The sequence below is a fragment of the Pseudomonas sp. GM79 genome (assembly GCF_000282495.1).
Lineage (GTDB): Bacteria > Pseudomonadota > Gammaproteobacteria > Pseudomonadales > Pseudomonadaceae > Aquipseudomonas.
This window is the reverse complement of record NZ_AKJE01000087.1, coordinates 74,126-93,394: the sequence shown is the minus strand read 5'-3', so window position 1 is coordinate 93,394 and position 19,269 is coordinate 74,126. Positions and strand designations below refer to the sequence as shown.

Sequence of the window (19,269 nt, the reverse complement as noted above, 5' to 3'; positions counted from 1 at the left end):
GGCTTGCTCGCGAAAGCGGTCTGACATTCAGCATCTGCGTTGAATGTTAAGCCGTCTTCGCGAGCAAGCCCGCTCCCACATTTGCTTTGCGGTGTGTCGGGGATTACAGCAACTCAAAGCTCTGTTGCGTCACGTCCTGGGAGTCCAGGCCGATCTGCACGTTGAACTTGCCCGGTTCCGCGGCGTACTTGAGCTGGGCGTTGTAGAACTTCAGGTCATCCTCGGTGATGGTGAAGTGCACGACTTTCTGTTCGCCGGCCTTGACCAATACTTTCTGGAAGTTCTTCAGCTCCTTGACCGGGCGGATCATCGAACCGGTCACGTCCTGGATGTACAGCTGCACCACGGTTTCGCCGTCACGCTTGCCGGTGTTCTTCACTACGACGCTGGCGTCGAGCTTGCCGGTCTTGTTCAGTGTGGTTGAAGACAGGGCCATGTCGGTCAGGCTGAATTGGGTGTAGCTCAGGCCGAAGCCGAACGGGAACAGCGGCCCGGTGGTGTCTTCGAAATACTGCGAGGTGTAGTTGCCCGGTTTGCCCGGCGTGAACGGCCGGCCAATGCTCAGGTGGTTGTAGTAGGTCGGAATCTGACCCACCGAGCGCGGAACACTGATCGGCAGTTTGCCTGACGGGTTGTAGTCGCCGAACAGCACGTCAGCAATGGCGTTGCCGCCTTCGGTGCCGCTGAACCAGGTTTCCAGAATCGCGTCAGCTTGCTCGTTCTCTTCGAGAATCGACAGCGGCCGGCCGTTCATCAACACCAATACCAGCGGTTTGCCGGTGGCTTTCAAAGCCCTGATCAACTCGCGCTGGTTGGCCGGAATGTTCAGGTCGGTACGGCTCGACGATTCGTGGGACATGCCTCGGGACTCGCCAACCGCGGCAACCACGACATCGGCATCCTTGGCAGCTTTCACCGCTTCATCGATCAACACGTTGGCCGGGCGCGGATCATCCACCACTTCCGGCGCATCGAAGTTGAGGAAGTTCAGGTAGTCGAGGATCTTCTTGTCGCTGGTGATATTCGCGCCACGGGCGTAGATCAACGTCGACTGCGCGCCAAGCGCATGGGTCATGCCGTCGAACAAAGTCACCGATTGCTCGGGACGGCCAGCAGCGGCCCAGCTGCCCATCATGTCGATCGGCGCCTTGGCCAGTGGACCGACCAGCGCGATTTTCGCGGTTTTCTTCAGCGGCAGGGTTTCGCCCTGGTTTTTCAGCAACACCAGGCTGCGGCGCGCGACATCACGGGCTTCGGCGCGGTGCAGGCGGCTTTCGGCGTAGGTGTCGGCCGGGTCATCCTCGGCCTTGCCGATGCGCAGGTACGGGTCTTTGAACAGGCCCATGTCGTACTTGGCGGCGAGCACTTCACGTACGGCATTGTCGATGTCTTTCTGTTCGATCTCACCGGCCTTCAACAGCCCTGGCAATTCCTTGCCATAGAGGGTGTCGTTCATGCTCATGTCGATGCCGGCCTTGATCGCCAGCTTCGCGGCTTCGCGACCGTCAGCGGCGACGCCGTGCTTGATCAGTTCGAAAATCGCCCCGTGGTCGCTGACCGCCAGGCCTTTGAAGCCCCATTCCTTGCGCAGCAGGTCGTTCATCAACCAGGTGTTGGCGGTGGCCGGCACGCCGTTGATCGAGTTCAGCGCAACCATCACCCCGCCGGCACCGGCGTCGATGGCGGCGCGGTACGGTGGCAGGTAGTCCTGGTACATCTTGACCGGGCTCATGTCGACGACGTTGTAGTCGCGACCGCCCTCGACCGCGCCGTACAAGGCAAAATGCTTGACGCTGGCCATGATGCTGTCGGCTGCGTTCGCACCGGTGCCCTGGAAGGCTTTGACCATTACGCCGGCGATCCGCGAAACCAGGTAGGTGTCTTCGCCGAAGCCTTCGGACGTGCGGCCCCAGCGTGGGTCGCGGGAGATGTCGACCATCGGCGCGAAGGTGATGTCGAGGCTGTCAGCCGCCGCTTCCTTGGCGGCGATGCGTCCGGAGCGACCAATGGCGTCCATGTCCCAGCTCGAGGCCAGGGCCAGCGGAATCGGGAAAATGGTGCGATGGCCGTGGATCACGTCATAGGCGAAGAACATCGGGATCTTCAACCGGCTGCGCATGGCCGCGTCCTGCATCGGGCGGTTTTCGGCGCGGGTGATCGAGTTGAAGGTGCCGCCGATATTGCCGGCGGCGATCTCCTTGCGGATCATCTCCCGCGGCATTTCCGGGCCGATGCTGATCAGGCGCAATTGGCCGATCTTTTCATCGAGGGTCATTTGCTTCATCAGGTGGCTGATGAAGGCGTCCTTGTTCTCTATAGGTGCGGGCGTCGTGGCGGCCAATACGGTATGACTGGCCAGGCTGACGAACAGGCCCAGCAAACACAGCTTCTTCATGAATTGTTTTCTCAAAAGCCTAAACGGCAGTGAATACGCGCCGGTCAGCCAAAATTTAGGGAGCGACTATTGTTGTTCAGGTAAATGCAGACACACTTGTGCAGTGTGTCAGCGCTGGGCCCATCTTTTAGCCCATTGGCTCGTTGCAATCCAGCAGCGGCGCAGATTATGCCCCAAGAGCCGGGTTCAAAGTTCGCAGGTTGTTTCATCAACGGAATGTGCAAGGGAGCATCAACCAGATGAATGTACGACACCATTATCGGTCGAGCCTGCAGGTTGCAGCCTTGATGTTGCTGACAACACTGCTGGCCGGCTGCGGTATCAACAATATTCCGACCCTCGACGAACAGGCCAAGGGCGCCTGGGGCCAGGTGCAGAACCAGTACCAGCGTCGCGCCGACCTGATTCCCAATCTTGTGGAAACCGTCAAGGGTTATGCCCGGCACGAGCAAGAAACCCTGACCGCGGTGATCGAAGCCCGGGCCAAGGCCACGTCGATTCAGGTGGATGCCAGCACGCTGGACAATCCGGAAAAACTCAAACAGTACGAGCAGGCGCAGAATCAGCTGACCGGCGCGCTAAGCCGGTTGATGGTGGTGTCCGAACGCTACCCGGACCTCAAGGCCAACCAGAACTTCCTGGCGCTGCAATCGCAACTTGAAGGCACCGAGAACCGCATCGCCGTGGCGCGTCGCGACTTCATCCTGGCGGTGCAGAAATACAATACCGAGATCCGCACCTTCCCCGGTCGCCTGTGGCACACCGTGATGTATAGCGATCTGCCAATCCGCGAAACCTTCGAGGCCACCAGCCCCGGCGCGGAGAAAGCGCCAGAAGTGAAGTTCCAGTAAGCGCCGGAACGGGCTAGAAGCGTCACCAAGGATGAGGTTGCCAATGCGCGTGTTGAAAGTGGGCCTGATGCTGCTGTTCTGGGTGTTTGCCCTGACGGCCCAGGCCGAGTTGAAGTTCCCGGAATTGACCGGGCGGGTGGTGGACAACGCCCAGATGATCGAGCCTGCGGTGCGCGAGCAACTGACGCAACAGCTCAACGCCCACGAAAAAACCACCGGCGAGCAGTTGGTGGTGGTGACGTTGCCGGACTTGCAGGGCACCGACATCGCGGATTTCGGTTATCAATTGGGGCGCTACTGGGGGATCGGCCAGAAGGACAAGAACAACGGCGCGCTGCTGATCGTTGCGCGAGACGAGCGCAAGCTGCGGATCGAAGTCGGTTATGGCCTGGAAGGGCGCCTGACCGATGCGCAGAGTTCGGTGATCATCCATCAGGTGATCACGCCCGCGTTCAAGGCTGGCAACTTCAGCAAAGGCATCAGCGACGGCGTCGCGGCGATGCTGGTGGTGCTGGGCGGCAATCCGCTGGACGAGCCGTCGACAGTGTATGAATCGCGCGGTGATCAGGAGAGTGATTTCGTTGGGCGGCATCCGGGGTTATTCGTGTTCCTGGTGTTGCTGTTTATCCTGACGATCTTCATCGGCCAGATGTTCGGTATTCTGCCAAGCGGAGGAGGCCGTGGCGGCTCGGGAGGGGGCTTGGGCGGCGGAGGTTTTGGCGGTGGCGGCGGCGGGGGCTTCAGCGGCGGCGGGGGCAGTTTCGGGGGTGGTGGTTCGTCGGGCGGCTGGTGATACTGCAGGTAAAAACAACAATAGCGAGCAGGCATTCATAAACATGGCATTACTGACTGAACACGAACAACGCAAAGTCGCCGAGGCGATTGCCCGGGTCGAGCGCGATACCGACGCCGAACTGGTGACGGTGCTTGCGGCCCGCGCCGACGATTACGCGTATATCCCGCTGCTCTGGGCCAGCCTGCTGGCGCTGGTGGTGCCGGGTATCGTGCATTACCTGACGGGCTGGCTGACCATGCACAGCCTGTTGCTGGTGCAATGGCTCAGCTTCATCGTGTTGTGCCTGGTGTTCCGTATTCCGAAAGTCACCACGCGCCTGATCCCGCGCTCGGTGCGTCACTGGCGGGCGTCGAACCTGGCGCGTCGGCAGTTCCTGGAGCAAAACCTGCACCACACCGTGGGCAGCACCGGCATGCTGATTTTCGTCTCCGAGGCCGAGCGCTATGTGGAGATTCTGGTGGATGAAGGCATTTCCAAACGGCTGGACAACAAGAACTGGGACGCGATTGTGGCGGCGTTTACGCAGCAGGTGAAACAGGGGCAAACCTTGCAGGGGTTTGTGACGTGCATCGAGGCATGCGGCGAGTTGCTCAAGGTGCATGTGCCGGTGACTCATGTACGCAATGAGTTGCCGAATCGGTTGGTGGTGTTGAGCTAGATCAAAAGATCGCAGCCTTCGGCAGCTCCTACGCCGATCGCGGTGCCCTGTAGGAGCTGCCGAAGGCTGCGATCTTTTGATTCTGCACCGTTCGGCAAATAACTGCGTGTCCCGAACGGCCATCCCCCCTAAAATACCCACCATTCCCCGATTCGCACCGCCCGAGGCCGTTTTTTCCCATGTCTGTCACCGCCACTCCCGCCAGCCTCGCGCCGGATCATCACGCCCAGTTCATCGATCTGCTGCAAACCAGCCTCGATCAGAACGCCTTCATCAAACTGGTGCTGGCCAAGTACGTCGGTGGCGAAACGGACTTGCAGCGACTGATCATCAAGCAACTGACGGTCAAGGATCAGCCATGCCTGTCCTTCGTCTATCGCTATAAGACCCGCGACATCACCAAGAACCTGCCGATTACGGAAGGCGTGGCAACCATTGCCGCGCTGTTGCCTGAATCGTTCAAAAATGCGCATTTACTGTCATTGACCGACGAAGCCCAGCTCGAATACAGCAAAAAGGGCAAATCTTCGCTGTTCAAGAGCAAACCTCAGCAATTGCGCGAAGTGCCATCCGCCGAGCACAACCGCGAGAAGAACCGTTTCCTCGACCTGAGCCGGCCGTTCCTCAAAGACCTCGGCGTGACCAACGCGCAACATGAGCTGATCCCGGCGATGTCGCGCAAGTGGAAGCAGATCAACAAGTTCATCGAAGTCTTCAGCCATGCGCTGACTTCGTCGCCACTGGCGCTGGACAAACCCGTGCGGGTGGCGGATTTCGGCTCGGGCAAGGGCTACCTGACGTTCGCGATCCACGACTACTTGCGCAACACCCTGAAGGCCGAGGGCGAGGTGACCGGCGTCGAGCTGCGCGAAGACATGGTCAGCCTGTGCAACACCGCCGCCGCGAAGCTGGAGCATCCGGGGCTGGTGTTCAAATGCGGTGACGTGCGCAGCGTCGCGCCGAGCGAGCTGGACGTGATGATCGCGCTGCATGCCTGCGACATCGCCACCGACTATGCGATTCACACCGGCATTCGTTCAGGCGCTTCGATCATCATGTGCTCGCCGTGCTGCCACAAACAGATCCGCCTGCAGATCCAGAGCCCGGCGCTGCTCAAGCCGATGTTGCAATACGGCCTGCACCTGGGCCAGCAGGCGGAAATGGTCACCGACAGTTTGCGTGCGTTGTTTCTGGAAGCCTGCGGTTATGAGACCAAGGTTTTTGAGTTCATCTCACTGGACCACACCAACAAGAACAAGATGATCCTGGCGGTCAAACGCGCCGAGCCAGTGGACCCGGCTCAGCTGTTGGTGAAGATTCAGGAACTGAAGGATTTCTACCACATCAGCGAACATTGCCTTGAAACATTGCTGCGGGCTGATGGTTTCCTAAGCTGATCGCAGCCTCTGTAGGAGCTGCCGCAGGCTGCGATCTTTTGATCTTTTGCATTTCCAGAACCGCCAAAAGATCGCAGGCTTCGCCAGCTCCTACACCGATCGCATTGATCCGCAATCCAGCGTTAACACTGCCCCCTGTAGGAGCTGCCGAAGGCTGCGATCTTTTGATCTTGCCTTACGCCGTGGCAACACGCGCGGGTTGCACCGCCGTCTTGCGCCCCAACATCACCGTCACGATCACCCCGGCGGCAAACAGCCAGGTAATCGGCTCGACGTGCTCACCGAAGAACAGTGCCGAAAACGCGATGGTGAAGAAGATCTGCAGCAACTGGATCTGGCTGACCCGGGCAATGCCGCCCATGGCCAGCCCCGCGTACCAGGCAAAGAACCCGATGAACTGCGAAAACAGCGAGACGTAACCGAAGGCCCACCAGGTCTTGGCCGAAATCTCGCCTTGGTGTTGCAGCGCCAGATACACCACCGGGCCGATAAGTAGCGGCGTCGACAGCACCAGCGCCCAGCAGATCACCTGCCAGCCCCCCATCTCCCTGGCCAACCGGCCGCCTTCGGCATAACCCAACCCACCCACGGCAATCGCGCCGAGCATTAGCAAATCACCGGCCTGAATACTGCCGGCGCCGCTGATCAGCGCATAACCGAGCACCAACGCGCTGCCCAACGCGGCGCAGGCCCAGAAGGCTTTCGACGGACGTTCATGGGACAGCCATGCGGCATACAGCGCCACGCACAGCGGCTGCAAGCCGTTGACCAGTGCGCCATGAGAGGCGGGCAACGTCTGCATGGCCCAGGCCGACAGCACCGGGAAACCAAGGATGACCCCCGCGATCACCAGCGTCAGGCCTTTGACCTGTTTCCACGTGGGCCACTTTTCACGTTGCCACAGCAACAGCAGCGCTGCCGGAATTGCCGCAAACAGCGCACGGCCTAGGCCGTTGAGCAGCGGATGGAGTTCCTGCACGACGATCCGGGTGAAGGGCAGGGTCAGGCTGAAGATAACAACGCCGAGCAGGCCGAGGGCCATACCGGTGTTTTCGCGCGAGGACATGATGGGTGACCAGAATTCAGGATGGCGGGAAGTTTCTTTATCTAGCCATAAACCGCAGGCGTTGCTCTGTTACAGATAGGCGCAGAGTTATCCGTACAGTTGGGGGTAATGCCCCCTACGTAGGAGCTGCCGAAGGCTGCGATCTTTTTATCGGCCGCGCCACCGATCTAATCGCTTCACCCAATGTCCCCAAAGATCAAGGTCAAAAGATCGCAGGCTTCGCCAGCTCCTACATCGGCCGTGCACATCCGCAAATCAAATGGTCTACCCCAGGTGAATCGGCGTAGTAGTCGGGTATTACCTGCCATGCAGATTAAGGACTACCTTGAATACTCCTGCATGCCCACGCATTTTCCAGAGGAGTCCTCCCCATGGCGGCTAAAAAAATTCTGATGCTGGTCGGCGATTACGTCGAAGACTATGAAGTGATGGTGCCGTTCCAGGCGCTGCTGATGGTCGGCCACACGGTACACGCCGTTTGCCCGGACAAAACTGCCGGCCAGACCGTGCGCACGGCAATCCATGACTTCGAAGGCGACCAGACCTACAGCGAAAAACCCGGTCACCTGTTTGCCCTGAACTTCGATTTCGCCAAGGTAGATGCAGCGGACTACGACGCGCTGCTGGTGCCGGGCGGTCGTGCGCCGGAGTACCTGCGCCTGAACGAAAAAGTCCTGGACCTGGTGCGAGCGTTCGACAAAGCTGGCAAACCGATCGCCGCCGTGTGTCACGGTGCGCAACTGTTGGCCGCCGCAGGGATTCTCGAAGGTCGCGAGTGCAGCGCCTACCCGGCGTGCGCTCCGGAAGTACGCCTGGCTGGCGGCACGTTCATCGATATCCCGGTGACGCAAGGTCACGTTCAAGGCAATCTGGCCACTGCACCAGCCTGGCCGGCGCACCCGAGCTGGCTGGCCGGTTTCCTTGGGTTGCTGGGCACCAAAATCACGCTGTAACGAGGGACCTGTCCATGTGCGAGCTCTACGTCAAGGCCGATCCGATTCTCTACGAGTCGCGCTCCCGCTCGCTGCGCATCTGCGGGGTGGTCACCACCCTGCGGCTGGAGAATCAGTTCTGGGACATCCTCAGCGAAATCGCCGAGGTCGACGGCATGACCACCAATCAGTTGATCGCCAAGCTGTATGAAGAAGTGATGGACTACCGCGGCGAAGTGGTGAATTTCGCCTCGTTCTTGCGAGTGAGTTGTATGCGGTATCTGAGCCAGCGCCGGGTGCAGGCACCCGAGTTATCGGTAGTGCGTGCGGTGGTGAAGTAGCAAGATTTTGAGGGGACTGTGCCGAGGCCTTCGCGAGCAAGCCCGCTCCCACATTGAAATGCGTTCTCCTGTGGGAGCGGGCTTGCTCGCGAAGGGGTCGGTACAGGCGACAGAAATCCTGACTTGGTCTTTACTCTGAAGCGCAAACCTCTCAATCGCCAAGGAGAAAAAGCATGTCTGGATGGTACGAAGTGAGCAAAACCAGCAACGGTCAGTTCAAGTTTGTATTGAAAGCGGCCAACGCCGAAACCATTCTGACCAGTGAGCTGTACACCACGCGCGGCGCGGCTGACAGCGGTATCGCTTCGGTTCAGGCCAACAGTCCGCTGGACGAACGCTACGAGAAAAAAACCACCAAGGATGGTCATCCTTACTTCAACCTCAAGGCTGCCAACCATCAGATCATCGGCAGCAGCGAGTCCTATTCATCGGACGCCGCGAGGGATAAAGGCATCGCCAGCGTCAAGGCCAACGGCCCGACCACGGTGATCAAGGACAAGACCTTGCCGGTGCTCTAAACACACCGCTTGATAAGTCCAATACACATCCAGTGTGGGAGCGGGTTTACTCGCGAAAGCGGTCTGACATTCAGCATCTTCGTTGAATGTTCCGGCCCCCTTCGCGAGCAAGCCCGCTCCCACATAGGTTCGGCGGTGTTCACAAATTCCTGTGGGGGCGGGCTTGCCCGCGAAGAGGCCGGCCGCGGCGCCGCTAAACTTCGACCGGTACGGTCAGCTTCGGACTACCCAGCGCATGCGTCTTCGAGTCAAAAAACCGCAGCTCCACTCCCGTCCCCTCAAACACCTTCGTGTAATGCCGCTTCTGGTGCTGGATGAACGCCTTGCTGCGCGGGTAAATCGAGATCGCCGCTGTCTTCGGCTTCGCCTGACGCAATGCATGAATGATGTGACTGTCCTGCTCGCCAAGGGCATGCCCGAAGATGCACAGCCCATCGCCATGGCCCAGTAACTGGTCGTAGCAAAACGACAGGTAATCGGAGCTGCGAATGGTCTTGAGCTTGTCCTGGGTCGGACCTTCGTTGACGAACAGCGGCACGTCGTCGAGGGTCTTGATCGTATTGTTGATGGCGAAACTGCCCAGCAATGTTCCCTCGGTCGACATCAATTTACGCGCCGTGCCGTCCTGGTTGCGCACCAGATGCAGGCCACCGTGCAGGTACAGCAGCCGGGTTTTGTCTGTCGCGGTGAGGCTCAAATCAAAGCGCGGCTCGGTGCCCTGAAACAGATCACTAATAACGTCAGGCCGGTGCTGGATCGCCCAGTAGTTGAGCAAGTCGTAATTGGTGGTGAACACCGTTCGATAGCTGGCCAACTCCTGATTGATCGTCGCCAGCGTCGAGGGCACCACCAACCGCCAAGGGATGTGCACCGCATGCACGGTATTGATCAGCGCTTCCTTGATCGCGTAATAACGATTGCGCGGTGCCGCTGAGCTGACGGCCAAGGCCTTGTTGACCCGGCTGGTGGTTTTCAGCGCCCCAAGCACCTGTTCGAAACTGCGCGTCTGCATCGCCTCGAACACGCTTAATTCGGATTGGCTCAGAGGCTTCTCTTCGACGGTGCGGGCGTTTTCGAACAGCGAGTCGTAGCCGAAGTCGTCCCATACCGCACGACTGGCACCGTTACCCACCAGCAGGCCGCCGAAAGAGGCGGTGGTGCGCAAGGCGTTCCAGTCTTCAAGTTGGGCATCGACATCCTGGAAATCGGTCATTGCGTTCGTTGTCTCAAAGCAAAAGGTCTGATGGACGGCGACTTTATCACGACCCGGACTTGAGCCAGATCAAGTTACCGCACGACTAATGGGTCGATCCTGTGCGCACCCGCCGGATCGGTGCTGTTGATTCGGCTTCAGCCAGGAGACTCGCGCATGAGCAGTACGTTCTTCATTCCCGCTGTGAACATCATGGGCACCGGTTGCCTTGACGAAGCCATGGACGCCATTCGCAAGTATGGTTTTCGCAAGGCGCTGATCGTCACCGACACCGGGTTGGCCAAGGCTGGCGTGGCGACGATGATTGCCGAGAAACTGGCGTTGCAGGATATCGACTCGGTGATCTTCGACGGCGCCAAGCCGAATCCGAGCATTGCCAACGTCGAACTTGGCCTGGGTCTGCTCAAGGAAAGTCGTTGTGATTTCGTGGTGTCTCTGGGCGGCGGTTCGCCTCACGACTGCGCCAAGGGCATCGCCTTGTGCGCCACAAACGGTGGGACGATTCGTGACTACGAAGGCGTCGATCAGTCAACCAAACCGCAGTTGCCGTTGATCGCGATCAACACCACCGCCGGCACTGCCAGCGAGATGACCCGTTTTTGCATCATCACCGACGAATCCCGTCACGTGAAAATGGCCATCGTCGATCGCAACGTCACGCCGCTGCTGTCGGTCAACGACCCGGCGCTGATGGTCGCCATGCCCAAGGGCCTGACTGCCGCCACCGGCATGGACGCGCTGACCCACGCCATCGAAGCCTACGTCTCCACGGCAGCCAACCCGATTACCGATGCCTGTGCGCTGAAAGCCATCACCTTGATCAGCAATAACCTGCGCCTGGCCGTACGTGACGGCAGTGACATGATTGCGCGGGAAAACATGGCTTATGCGCAGTTCCTCGCCGGTATGGCATTCAACAATGCGTCCCTTGGCTACGTTCACGCGATGGCTCACCAGCTAGGCGGTTTCTATGACTTGCCCCATGGTGTGTGCAATGCGGTGCTGCTGCCTCATGTGCAAAGCTTCAACGCGCTGGTCTGCGCCGACCGCCTGACCGATGTTGCTCGTGCGATGGGCGCCGACATTCGCGGGTTCAGCCCCGAGGAGGGCGCTCAGGCAGCGATCGCGGCCATTCGCACTCTGGCCAGGGACGTGGAAATTCCCGCCGGCTTACGTGAGCTCGGTGCCAGGCTCAACGACATCCCGGTGCTTGCCAGCAACGCCTTGAAAGACGCCTGTGGACTGACCAATCCACGGGCGGCGGATCAGCGGCAGATCGAGGAGATTTTCCGCAGCGCGTTTTGACCAGGGCACGGTTCGGTTTGCACGCGGTACCGCTGACGGATGACTGGTCGGATCGCGCATTGATTCTGGTGGTGCGCGATGAAGCGACGTTATCGCCGGTGAGCCGGATGTTGTTTGAGCAGTGGCGCGGGGGTGGTCTGATAGTTATTTGTCGGATTGGCCGGGCCTCTTCGCGAGCAAGCCCGCTCCCACAAGGGATTTGTGTTGGACGCGATATTTGATTCTCCACAGATCAAAATGTGGGAGCAGGCTTGCTCGTGAAGACTGACTCACAGCAACAAAACACTAGTGGTTCTACGCTCAAGGACGTTTAAGTTGTACGCTCCGGTCGGACCCAGCCTATAAGTTACTAAACCCATGCTAACCGGCCTCAACCACCTGACCCTCGCCGTCACCGACCTGAACCGTAGCGTGGCGTTCTATCGCGACCTGTTGCAACTTCAGCTAGACGCCACGTGGGACGCCGGCGCCTATCTCTCATTACCCGGTCTGTGGTTGTGCCTTTCTCTCGATCCGCTACGCGAATCCGCGCCCGTTGCTGACTACACCCATTACGCCTTCAGTATCGATTCTGCGCACTTCCCGTTGTTCGTCGAACGCCTGCGATCGGCCAACGTGCAGGAATGGCGGGATAACCGCAGCGAAGGCGCGTCGTTCTATTTTCTTGACCCGGACGGGCACAAGCTTGAGGCGCATGTCGGGGATCTGGCGTCGCGGCTTGCGGCGTGTCGGCAACGGCCGTATGCGGGGATGAAGTTCTTCGACGATCAGTGAGTCGATGCTTGGGGTCCTGAGATAGACTTGCGTCCATTCATCCGGCGTTTCAACAGGAATTCCCATGACTCCATCGCTGCTAATGGCCGTTCTCGCCTCGGGCTTCATTTATGGCATCACGCCGGGCCCGGGTGTGCTGGCGGTGTTCGGCATCGGCGCGGCGCGCGGGCGGCGTGCCGGAGCGGGGTTTCTGTGCGGGCATTTGCTGGGCGACGTGGTCTGGTGCAGCACGGCGCTGATCGCGATTGTAGGCGCGCGGGAAATCGGCAGCACCGCGTTCGATGTGCTGGGCGTACTCAGCGGGCTCTACCTGTTCTGGCTGGGCCTGCGCGCGGTGCGGGCTCGTCGCGGCAGTGCCGAGGCGCCTCAGGGGCCGGCGCGGCAGCCATTCTGGCACGGCATCCTGTTCGGTCTGACCAACCCCAAGGCTTATCCGGTGGCAGTGGCGACCTTTACTGCGCTGTTGTCCAGCCGTGCAGAATTGCTGCATTGGTCGATGTTGCCCTGGTTGATCATCCTGAGCTTCGTTGGTGGCCTTTTGGCCTACGCTATTCTCATAGGCATCGTCGGGGCGCGTCAGGTGCGCACGTTGTATCAGCGTCATGAACTGGCGATCACCCGGTTGTGCGGGGTAATGTTCATCGGTTTTGCCATCAATGCCTTGGTGCATGCGCTGCCTGGGCTGGTGACGAACAAGGCTTGAGGCTGATCGCAGGGAAGCGACAGCGTACAGTCAACGCTCGGGCGTATGACCGGTCAGGGAGGGTTGTTCAATGTTGCATTGTCCGGACACGCGCTCGGCATTATGGAAACCAGAAATTCCGCCCCACTGGCGAGCTACATTGACCTCTTGCTGGACGCCGTCTGTGCGGTGGATAAACAAGGTCGCTTCGTATTTGTCAGCGCGGCCTGCGAGCGCATTTTCGGTTACACCCCCGACGAGCTGATCGGCCAGCCGATGATCGATCTGGTACATCCCGCCGACCGACAGCGTACCCTCGACGCCGCACGGGAGATCATGGGCGGCGAGCCCAAGCTCAATTTTGAAAATCGTTACCTGTGCAAGGACGGCCGGGTGGTGCACATTCTCTGGTCGGCGCGCTGGTCGGAGGTCGATCAGTTGCGCATTGCCGTGGCGCGTGACATCACCGAGCGTAAACAGGCCGAATCCCGGCAAGCGGCGCTGTATGCAATCTCCGAAGCGGCTCACGCGGCGGAAGATCTGCTGGCGCTGTTCAAACGCATTCATTCGATCATCGGTGAATGGCTTCCGGCGTTGAATTTCTCCGTGGCGCTGCATGACGAGCACTGTGCGCAGCTGAATTTCCCCTATCACGTCGACGACCATGAACCGCAACCCGAAGAGCCCGGGACTGTGACCGGGCGTCTTTGCAGTGAAGTGATTCGCAGCGGCTTGCCGATCCTGCTGACTCCGGATCAGGACAATCCGCCGGCGGGGTTTGCGGCACTGGTCGCGGGCCAGGATTCGCCCTGCTGGCTGGGCGTGCCATTGAGTTCGAAGAACGGCACCATTGGCGCGTTGATCGTTAAAAGCGTACCGGGCGGCGAACGTTATACCGAGCAAGACAAGGAACTGCTGCAGTATGTTTGCGCACAGGTCGCAACCGCTATCGAGCGCAAGCAATTGCATGCCCGGCTCCAGCGCATGGCTCAATACGACCAACTGACTCAGTTGCCCAATCGCGAGTTGCTGCGCGAACGCCTCAAAGCCTCGCTGGAGCTGGCCCGAACAGGCTCCGGCCGAATGGCTTTACTCTACGTCGACCTCGACCGCTTCAAGCATGTCAACGACACCCACGGTCATACGGTTGGCGACATGCTGCTACAAGCGGTCGCCAATCGGCTCAAGGGCTGCGTGCGTGAAAGCGACACCGTGGCGCGCATCGGCGGTGATGAATTTGTGGTGTTGTTGCACAGCATCCATGCCGCGGAGGATGCCGAGCGTGTGGCGGGAAAAATCCGTCAGGTACTGGTTCAGCCCCTGCGCCTGGACGGGCATAACCTGAGCATCCAGCCGAGCATTGGCGTTGCGCGCTACCCCGAACACGGGACCGAAGAAAATCAGTTGTTCAGGCATGCCGACGAGGCGATGTACAGCGCCAAGCGCCAGCATCACCTGCGTCTCGGGGCCTGAAAGCCCGTCACCGTTCGTCGCAGCGTTGCCAGTTTTTCTAAACCTTTTTGACGATGGAAATTCTTATTCTATGCGGGCGGCTGCTCGCTGCTCTCATCATCAAGAGGATGAAAACCATGCCTACTTCAAAAAATCCGAGTCCGGGTAGTGCCCATGATCGAACGAAGGCGTCTGAAGCCGGTCGCAAAGGTGGGAAAACCACCACGACGACCGTTGATAAAGATTCCGCGAAAGGCGGCATGGGCCGCAAAGGTGGTCAGAAATCCCGGTAATAGTGAAGTTGGTTTTATTAAAAGACGGGGGCGAAAGCCCCCGTTGGAATTTTCAAAGAAGGAGGGCGCGACCATGAGCCGGATGGCCACCCGTTTACGCAATGCCAGTTTTGTCACGTTACTGGGGCTGTTTGCCAGCAGTGCCTTTGCCCAGTCAGCCACAGAATTCATCAACGAAGCGTCAGCCAAAGGCATGGCTGACATCGAAGCCAATCGCCTGGCGCACCAGAAAACCGAGTCCAAAGAGGTCAAGGATTACACCATCGTGGTAATCAACGACCTCACCACCGCCAACCAGCATCTGGCGAAAATTGCCAAGCAACTTGATTTACCGGTCGCGCCACGCGAAGAGGTGATGGACAAGGCCAAAACGTTGATCCCGGAGGTGAAGGACGACGCCTCCTTCGATCAGGCATACGCCGCCAACCAGGTGAAAACCACACAAGAATCCATCGAGCAGCTTCAACAACAAGCGCAGACCACGGACGTACCGCAAATCAAAGCGTTCGCCGAAGAAACCTTGCCCAAACTGCAAAACCACCTGCAAATGGCCAGGGCGCTGCAAGCCAGTCGTTAGCACCAATGGCGCGGGTGACGTCGCCGGTCACCCGCGGGGCTTGGATCAACATTCATTCAATCCTGTTTCTTTGTTTCAGGGACGACAGTGCCGTCCAGAGGAATCGTTTCGCCCTCGCCGAGGTTGCGATATTTCTTTCTCAATTCTTCCAACTGTTTGAGATCCAGTGATTCGAGCCCCAGCATTGCGTTCTGCGCTTCTTTCGTTACTCGCAATAACTCATCGATCTTCAAGTGCAAAATGTCCGTGTCGCGGTTCTGGGTGTTCTGGATCAGGAACACCATCAGGAAGGTGATGATGGTGGTCGAGGTGTTGATGATCAGCTGCCAGGTATCGTCGAAATGAAAAATCGGCCCGCTCAAACCCCATAGGATAATCAGAACGATCGCCCCCAGAAATGTCCGGGGCAGGCCGGCCCACAGGGAGAGTTTCTGTGCAATATTTGCGAATTTCATTGCCGTGCTCCTTATAGGGATGCGCCTGATTTTCAGACAGCACGGGCATAACGAAAATTCTGCTGAATATTGCCTGCGGGATGGAAGGCTGGTGTGGCTGAAGCCTCTGTCAGTGCTCGTCGCTCGGGGTTGAGTAGGTCGCAACCATTTCTACCGACATGGGTCACTACTTCAGGCCCCTGAAACTGGAGAACAGCATGAACCTCGCTCGCACGTTTTACCTTTGCTGCTGCCTGCTTGCGTTGCAGGGCTGCTTCGATAACTCGGATAACGAGACTAAAGACAACACCGATGGAACCAAGTCTTCGGTGCAGATGCAGGAGAAGGGGGCGGATAGTAAATAGCGGTAAGTCGCTGCTACCGATGCACCCCAAGAAAAGTGCGAATCCATGTGGGAGCGGGCTTGCTCGCGAAGACGTCGGCATAGTCAATATTGATGTCGCCTGACACACCGCATTCGCGAGCAAGCCCGCTCCCACAGGTTCCGCGCCTGAATCTATCTATTCACGCCGACAGCGTCACCTCAGTCTTCCATCTGAAGTACCCCACCGCTTCACAGCGTTGGTTGATCAGCATGAAATTCAGTTCGCAGGCTGTCACGCCCGTGCTCAGTTGCGAACACTCCCAATAATGATCATCGGCGCTGTGGCTGCCAGGCTGGGTCGGGTTGGCGGGGTCGGGTGCGGGGACTGTCTGGTCGCTGTGAACGATCAGTTTGGGCGGCGAAAGAACCCCGGCGGCGTCCACCGTCAGATCGTGAAATACCACCGTATGTTCGGTCAGCAGGCTGACGGTCCTGCCGCGAATATGGAAGACTTTTTCGTTGTTGGCTGTCAGTGTGATTTTGCTGTCATTTTCAGCATTTTGTGTTGTCGTGCCACTAGTCACGGGGAAGATGAAACCATCTTCAATCACCGTCGGCTTTTGCGGTTCAAGGCTGGGTTGCGGGTAGCGGGAAAGCAGCGATTCGGCATCGACGATCAGCAGCACGCTATTGGCTGTCACAGTACTCGCCGAAGGGGAGGTAATCGGTTCGGAAGTCATCATGGATTCCTTTCATGATGTTGACGCAAAACGGTAGCCGCTTCGGTTTCAAGCAAGACATCCTGTTCCGGCCGAGGCGGCAACGAACTGGGGTGACCCCTCGTTGCCAAGGGGTCGATTCCATCATCAGTTATGGATGGAAATGAACGGGTCCCACGAGCAGCAGCCGATAATCTGGCAGTTGCGGTCGACGATCAGGAAGTTGAAGTGATAGGTCACACGACCACACGCCAGGGTTTCCGAGGACCAGTAATGGTTGTCGACTTTCTGGCAGCTAGGCACTGACGGATTGCTGGTGTTGGGTACCGCAACGCAAGCGGTAGCGCGGCGCGGTGAAGGTGGGGAGATCAGCTCGTTGCCTGCGTTGCCGATGAACTTGTAGAAAATCACCGCGGTTTCGAAGCTCTGGGACAGGCTGGTTTCACGCCAGCGAATCAGATCGCCGACCTGGGCCTTGAGGTCCAGTTCGCCACCGGCCTGGCCGCTGACCACGTTATCCTGATTGGTGACCATGTAGACGTGCTTCCAGTCGATCAGCGTCGGCGAAGCAGGGTTTTTGCTGATGTTCGGGTAGTTTTTCAGAATGGTTTCGGTGTCGATGGAAACAAGTACATCCGTGACTCGAGACATAGTAAAGCTCCTTTGATAGTGATTACCTGGCTACCTACCAGGCACAACGCTTTGCCTTGCGGCCGTTGCGAACACACTACTGGGGAACCCACTCGATCACGGGATACGAGCTGGCCTTGCTCCTTGCCTTGAAGTGACGGGTTGGGTTCCTTCCAACAGGCCGCGAGTAGGACTATAGATGTCATTTTTATACTGTCAAAATCGCTTTGCTTGTCTGTCGACGAACGGTCCTTTCGGTTATTACTTTCACTGAATTGGCGATAAGAAAATGGCCATTCAGATTCCTGTGCCCTCCGAAGTCGGGTTAGGGCAGAGTTCACCGCTCGATGTATCGTAGCGAACCGGTTGTCTGCCGCTGGCGACAACCATGCACCAACAGGAGAGCGATATGAGTTGGTCCGCCAAACAATACGTAGCGTTTGAAGATGAGCGCACGCGCCCGGCGCGTGACTTGCTGGCCGCCATCCCCCCGATGGACGTCCAATCGGCAATCGACATCGGTTGCGGCCCCGGTAATTCCACCGAGCTGCTGGTGCAGCGCTTTCCCAATGCCGCGGTGCGAGGGGTGGACAGTTCACCCGATATGATCGAGGCCGCTCGCAAGCGCTTGCCTCACCTGCGTTTCGACACTGCAGACATTGATGCCTGGAACGAGACCGGCCCGTTCGACGTGATTTTCGCCAACGCCGTGTTGCAGTGGCTGCCCGATCACGCCCGGTTGCTGCCGTCATTGGTGGCCAGGCTCGCGCCCGGCGGCAGCCTGGCGATTCAGATGCCCGACAACCTCAACGAACCGTCGCACAGGTTGATGCGCAAAGTCGCAGCGAACGGTCCTTGGGCAGACAAACTGGCGGGAGTCGCTGGGCTGCGAACGGAAATGGAGGATGCGGGTGGTTACTACTCGATGCTGCGTGCCCATTGCACCCGCGTCGATGTATGGCGCACCACTTACTATCATCCCCTCTCGGACGGCGCGTCGGGCGTGGTCGAGTGGTTCAAGGGCAGCGGTTTGCGGCCTTTTCTTGAGCCGCTGAATGAAGCGGAGCGAGTGCAGTATCTCAAGCAGTATCAGGCCGCGATCGAGCAGGCCTATCCGGCGCTGAGCGATGGTTCGGTGCTGTTGCCGTTTCCACGGTTGTTCATGGTGGCGACGCGCTGACGTACAAAGGGACATGCCTGGTCGTTTGTCCCTTTGATTGATCAACCTCCGAACCATCAGCCCTGCTGCAAAACCTTGAGCGCCGCCGAAGCCAGAAACCCGGAGCGACTTTTCTCTTCCGGATGATGCAGTACGTATTCGTCGATGCGGTTGAGCAAATAGCCGGGCAGGGTGATGTTGAGTTTCTGGGCCTTGCCCAGGTATTTGGTGACATCGATGTCCACCACGGCCCACGTACACCCTGCGTACTGTGGATTGGCCGCATGCAGGGTCACTTTGTTGGCGGGTGGAATCGGTGATCCGTCTTCGGCCAGTATTTCGAAATGGCCTTCGATGGCTTCGCGCGCCATGGCCATGGCGTCATCCAGATCCTCGCCGGCGGAGAAACAACCCGGAATATCCGGTACTTCAACACCCCAGGCGTGTTCATCATCGCCCATGGAGATTGCAATCGGGTAAAGCATGTTCGTCATTCTCCTAAGGCGCTGTCATAGCAGCACCTGTTGCAAAATACTGATGGCCGTTTTTTTGAGCAGATCCTTTTCGGATGAGGAACCGTTACCAGTCCCGGCTTGGTCGGATGCTTGAAATGGTGATGGCTCCCCTTGATTCGTACCAGATACCAGTCATCTGCAACGATTTGGCTTATCAAAAAACGGCTATTCACATCACCTCCCTGTGGTGTGCTTGTGGTTACTATACCTACTGAAATCCGCTAATCAACACTATAA

22 protein-coding genes and 2 pseudogenes are annotated in these 19,269 nt (G+C 58.5%); 16 read left to right on the top strand and 8 right to left on the bottom strand.

The window, feature by feature from the left end:
• Positions 1 to 103 precede the first annotated feature (103 nt).
• Complete coding sequence (gene bglX, locus PMI36_RS06510) at positions 104 to 2,395, bottom strand: beta-glucosidase BglX (protein WP_008074531.1); 2,292 nt, start codon at positions 2,393 to 2,395, stop codon at positions 104 to 106.
• Positions 2,396 to 2,634: 239 nt separating this feature from the next.
• On the opposite strand from bglX, the gene PMI36_RS06515 reads away from it, so the two are divergent.
• The 4 genes from PMI36_RS06515 (at position 2,635) to PMI36_RS06530 (ending at position 6,097) form a co-directional block, all read left to right on the top strand.
• Positions 2,635 to 3,246, top strand: coding sequence for a LemA family protein (locus PMI36_RS06515; RefSeq protein WP_008074530.1), 612 nt, complete (start codon positions 2,635 to 2,637; stop codon positions 3,244 to 3,246).
• A gap of 43 nt (positions 3,247 to 3,289) precedes the next feature.
• On the top strand, positions 3,290 to 4,039 hold the full coding sequence (locus PMI36_RS06520; protein WP_008074529.1) for a TPM domain-containing protein: 750 nt from the start codon (positions 3,290 to 3,292) through the stop codon (positions 4,037 to 4,039).
• A 43-nt stretch (positions 4,040 to 4,082) separates the two neighbouring features.
• On the top strand, positions 4,083 to 4,700 hold the full coding sequence (locus tag PMI36_RS06525) for a TPM domain-containing protein (protein ID WP_007903764.1): 618 nt from the start codon (positions 4,083 to 4,085) through the stop codon (positions 4,698 to 4,700).
• A gap of 179 nt (positions 4,701 to 4,879) precedes the next feature.
• Entirely contained in the window at positions 4,880 to 6,097 is a 1,218-nt protein-coding gene (locus PMI36_RS06530; protein ID WP_008074528.1) for a class I SAM-dependent methyltransferase, read from the top strand.
• Between the two features lie 175 nt (positions 6,098 to 6,272).
• Here PMI36_RS06530 and PMI36_RS06535 read toward each other — a convergent pair whose 3' ends face one another.
• The gene (locus tag PMI36_RS06535; RefSeq protein ID WP_008074527.1) at positions 6,273 to 7,163 is read right to left on the bottom strand and encodes a DMT family transporter; all 891 of its coding nucleotides are present in this window, start codon (positions 7,161 to 7,163) and stop codon (positions 6,273 to 6,275) included.
• Positions 7,164 to 7,534: 371 nt separating this feature from the next.
• Between PMI36_RS06535 and PMI36_RS06540 the strand changes: the two genes are divergently transcribed.
• From PMI36_RS06540 to PMI36_RS06550, 3 genes are all read left to right on the top strand, one after another.
• Positions 7,535 to 8,116, top strand: a complete 582-nt coding sequence (locus PMI36_RS06540) for a DJ-1/PfpI family protein (protein WP_008010833.1) — start codon at positions 7,535 to 7,537, stop codon at positions 8,114 to 8,116.
• 14 nt (positions 8,117 to 8,130) lie between these two features.
• The gene (locus PMI36_RS06545) at positions 8,131 to 8,436 is read left to right on the top strand and encodes a ribbon-helix-helix domain-containing protein (protein ID WP_007935755.1); all 306 of its coding nucleotides are present in this window, start codon (positions 8,131 to 8,133) and stop codon (positions 8,434 to 8,436) included.
• Between the two features lie 173 nt (positions 8,437 to 8,609).
• Positions 8,610 to 8,954: a YegP family protein gene (locus PMI36_RS06550; RefSeq protein ID WP_008010829.1), complete on the top strand. Its 345-nt coding sequence runs from the start codon at positions 8,610 to 8,612 to the stop codon at positions 8,952 to 8,954.
• Positions 8,955 to 9,147: 193 nt separating this feature from the next.
• Here PMI36_RS06550 and PMI36_RS06555 read toward each other — a convergent pair whose 3' ends face one another.
• A complete protein-coding gene (locus tag PMI36_RS06555; protein ID WP_008074526.1) occupies positions 9,148 to 10,167 on the bottom strand; it encodes a DUF4917 family protein in 1,020 nt (339 codons plus the stop codon).
• Positions 10,168 to 10,323: 156 nt separating this feature from the next.
• Between PMI36_RS06555 and yiaY the strand changes: the two genes are divergently transcribed.
• From yiaY to PMI36_RS06580, 7 genes and pseudogenes are all read left to right on the top strand, one after another.
• Positions 10,324 to 11,472: an L-threonine dehydrogenase gene (gene yiaY, locus PMI36_RS06560; RefSeq protein WP_008074525.1), complete on the top strand. Its 1,149-nt coding sequence runs from the start codon at positions 10,324 to 10,326 to the stop codon at positions 11,470 to 11,472.
• 11 nt (positions 11,473 to 11,483) lie between these two features.
• A pseudogene (locus PMI36_RS32135) lies at positions 11,484 to 11,603 on the top strand (LysR family transcriptional regulator); the annotation flags it as partial.
• Between the two features lie 226 nt (positions 11,604 to 11,829).
• Positions 11,830 to 12,246, top strand: coding sequence for a fosfomycin resistance glutathione transferase (gene fos, locus PMI36_RS06565; protein ID WP_008074524.1), 417 nt, complete (start codon positions 11,830 to 11,832; stop codon positions 12,244 to 12,246).
• A 64-nt stretch (positions 12,247 to 12,310) separates the two neighbouring features.
• Positions 12,311 to 12,949 (top strand): LysE family translocator, encoded by a 639-nt coding sequence (locus PMI36_RS06570; RefSeq protein ID WP_007903290.1) that lies wholly within the window; start codon positions 12,311 to 12,313, stop codon positions 12,947 to 12,949.
• Positions 12,950 to 13,051: 102 nt separating this feature from the next.
• Positions 13,052 to 14,401, top strand: coding sequence for a sensor domain-containing protein (locus tag PMI36_RS06575; RefSeq protein WP_032830594.1), 1,350 nt, complete (start codon positions 13,052 to 13,054; stop codon positions 14,399 to 14,401).
• 116 nt (positions 14,402 to 14,517) lie between these two features.
• Positions 14,518 to 14,673 (top strand): KGG domain-containing protein, encoded by a 156-nt coding sequence (locus PMI36_RS32330; RefSeq protein WP_008014777.1) that lies wholly within the window; start codon positions 14,518 to 14,520, stop codon positions 14,671 to 14,673.
• A gap of 73 nt (positions 14,674 to 14,746) precedes the next feature.
• Positions 14,747 to 15,250, top strand: coding sequence for a DUF4142 domain-containing protein (locus tag PMI36_RS06580; protein ID WP_008074522.1), 504 nt, complete (start codon positions 14,747 to 14,749; stop codon positions 15,248 to 15,250).
• Between the two features lie 56 nt (positions 15,251 to 15,306).
• Here PMI36_RS06580 and PMI36_RS06585 read toward each other — a convergent pair whose 3' ends face one another.
• Complete coding sequence (locus PMI36_RS06585; RefSeq protein ID WP_008074521.1) at positions 15,307 to 15,705, bottom strand: low affinity iron permease family protein; 399 nt, start codon at positions 15,703 to 15,705, stop codon at positions 15,307 to 15,309.
• Positions 15,706 to 15,902: 197 nt separating this feature from the next.
• On the opposite strand from PMI36_RS06585, the gene PMI36_RS31755 reads away from it, so the two are divergent.
• Positions 15,903 to 16,049 (top strand): hypothetical protein, encoded by a 147-nt coding sequence (locus PMI36_RS31755; protein ID WP_008074520.1) that lies wholly within the window; start codon positions 15,903 to 15,905, stop codon positions 16,047 to 16,049.
• Between the two features lie 160 nt (positions 16,050 to 16,209).
• On the opposite strand, the gene PMI36_RS06590 is transcribed toward PMI36_RS31755, so the two are convergent.
• Together PMI36_RS06590 and PMI36_RS06595 are read right to left on the bottom strand one after the other, a co-directional pair.
• Positions 16,210 to 16,749, bottom strand: a complete 540-nt coding sequence (locus PMI36_RS06590) for an AidA/PixA family protein (RefSeq protein WP_008074519.1) — start codon at positions 16,747 to 16,749, stop codon at positions 16,210 to 16,212.
• A 126-nt stretch (positions 16,750 to 16,875) separates the two neighbouring features.
• Positions 16,876 to 17,379 carry an inclusion body family protein gene (locus PMI36_RS06595; protein ID WP_008074518.1) on the bottom strand — a complete coding sequence of 168 codons (504 nt, stop codon included), beginning with the start codon at positions 17,377 to 17,379 and terminating at the stop codon, positions 16,876 to 16,878.
• Positions 17,380 to 17,767: 388 nt separating this feature from the next.
• On the opposite strand from PMI36_RS06595, the gene tam reads away from it, so the two are divergent.
• A complete protein-coding gene (gene tam, locus PMI36_RS06600) occupies positions 17,768 to 18,538 on the top strand; it encodes a trans-aconitate 2-methyltransferase (RefSeq protein WP_008074517.1) in 771 nt (256 codons plus the stop codon).
• Positions 18,539 to 18,594: 56 nt separating this feature from the next.
• Here the strand turns inward: tam and PMI36_RS06605 are convergent, their stop codons facing one another.
• Both PMI36_RS06605 and PMI36_RS30920 read right to left on the bottom strand, forming a co-directional pair.
• A complete protein-coding gene (locus tag PMI36_RS06605; RefSeq protein ID WP_008074516.1) occupies positions 18,595 to 19,002 on the bottom strand; it encodes a type II toxin-antitoxin system HicB family antitoxin in 408 nt (135 codons plus the stop codon).
• Between the two features lie 24 nt (positions 19,003 to 19,026).
• Positions 19,027 to 19,205, bottom strand: a pseudogene (locus tag PMI36_RS30920) (type II toxin-antitoxin system HicA family toxin).
• Positions 19,206 to 19,269 lie beyond the last annotated feature (64 nt).